The organism is Streptococcus sp. DD11, assembly GCF_001578865.1.
GTDB classification, from domain to species: Bacteria; Bacillota; Bacilli; order Lactobacillales; family Streptococcaceae; genus Streptococcus; species Streptococcus panodentis.
The window spans coordinates 120,169-121,531 of sequence record NZ_KQ969396.1; the positions used below are offsets into that span (position 1 = coordinate 120,169).

Annotated in this window: 1 protein-coding gene; it reads right to left on the reverse strand. The window is 50.6% G+C overall.

Annotated elements, in window-relative coordinates:
• The coding region (locus tag STRDD11_RS14615; RefSeq protein WP_241209406.1) for a CocE/NonD family hydrolase at positions 1-1,363 on the reverse strand (1,363 nt) is incomplete at both ends.

Here is a 1,363-nt window from a genome sequence, read left to right on the forward strand (position 1 = left end):
GGTCTGCAAAGATATATTCAGGAATCACTGCAACGGCCGGTGCCACTAGCTTAGCTCCTGTGATGTCCGGCAGACTGGCATAATCGCTGTCTGCAGCATTGGCTGCATAGATGGCCTTTTGCAGTCGGGTCGCTTCTGCAATCGGTATGACCGCGCTGATAGAATCGGTCCTGAAGGTCACTTCATAGGGAGAGTCAATCCTCAGATCGCTGGGGTCATAGGTATTCAGTACCAGAGCCAGCTTGTGGCCCTTTTTGACAGTGTAGAGATTGGGCTGCAGATAGACCGTATAGTCGCGGAAAAGACCGTCTGTCGGGTCAATGCTGCTGCGGGAACTGGAGGGCTCATAGCCGGACTCGGGATTGGCCAGATTGATCCAGCCCTTGGCAATGACCTTGTACTTGGTTTTGATTGTGGCAAAGTTTTTAATATCCAGATTGCTCAGACTGCTGCCCTGCCAAAAGGCACCGCTGTCTGCTTGGTCGCTGGCAGAGCCATTTCCGACCACGTCAAATTCCTGATCCGATAGATCCACCAGAAGAGCATTCACCTGCAGATTGCTGCCGCTGCCCTTAGCCAAAGCTGCCTGAAAATGCACTGGAATGTGGCCCTTGATAGTCGTATCTTCTGTCACCTCGCTGATAAAGGTCAGATTGGCTTTGGAGGAGGCTTGACTGACTGCTTCATCCCGCCTGCTGATGTCAATTCCTGCGCCGGCATAATCACTGGAAATTGTTTCCTGCAGCCGTTTGGACTGAGCCGTCAGAATCAGCCGGCCGCTGCTCTTCCAGTCATCGTAGCTAGTCCATTGATTGGGATCGTAGTTGTTTTGTGCTAATACAGCCGGAAGCTCAGTGACCTTGTTTTCGACATCGTAGAGATAATGAGAAAGCCAAGTATTCAGCAGGTCATAGAAATTCTGCTTGTTGGCTGTGATACCGTAGCCGCGGGACATTGCTGCCGGATACACATGGTCGCCCTGATGCAGATAGAGCTTAACATCCTGCCCAGCCTTTTTCAAGGCATCATACATGAGCTCAAACTGCTTGGTTTTGACATTGTCATCATTGAGACCGTGCACCAAAAGAGCGCTGGTTTTCAGTTTTTCCGGGCTGAGAGTATAATCCCTCTCCTGCCAAACCTCGCTGTAATTGCGGCCGTGGGCATTCTGGTCCTTATTTAGCTGATTGATGTAATCAGCATATTTATTCCAGACAGTCGCCCAGTCTGCTGCATCCAGGATCCGGGTAGAGACATACAAAGACAGCCAGGACAGATCACTGTAAGGCGGATTGGTATAGGCTGTGCCCTGACTATTGAAATAATCATACCAAGAAGCAATCCCAGCCGCCGGAATAATGGT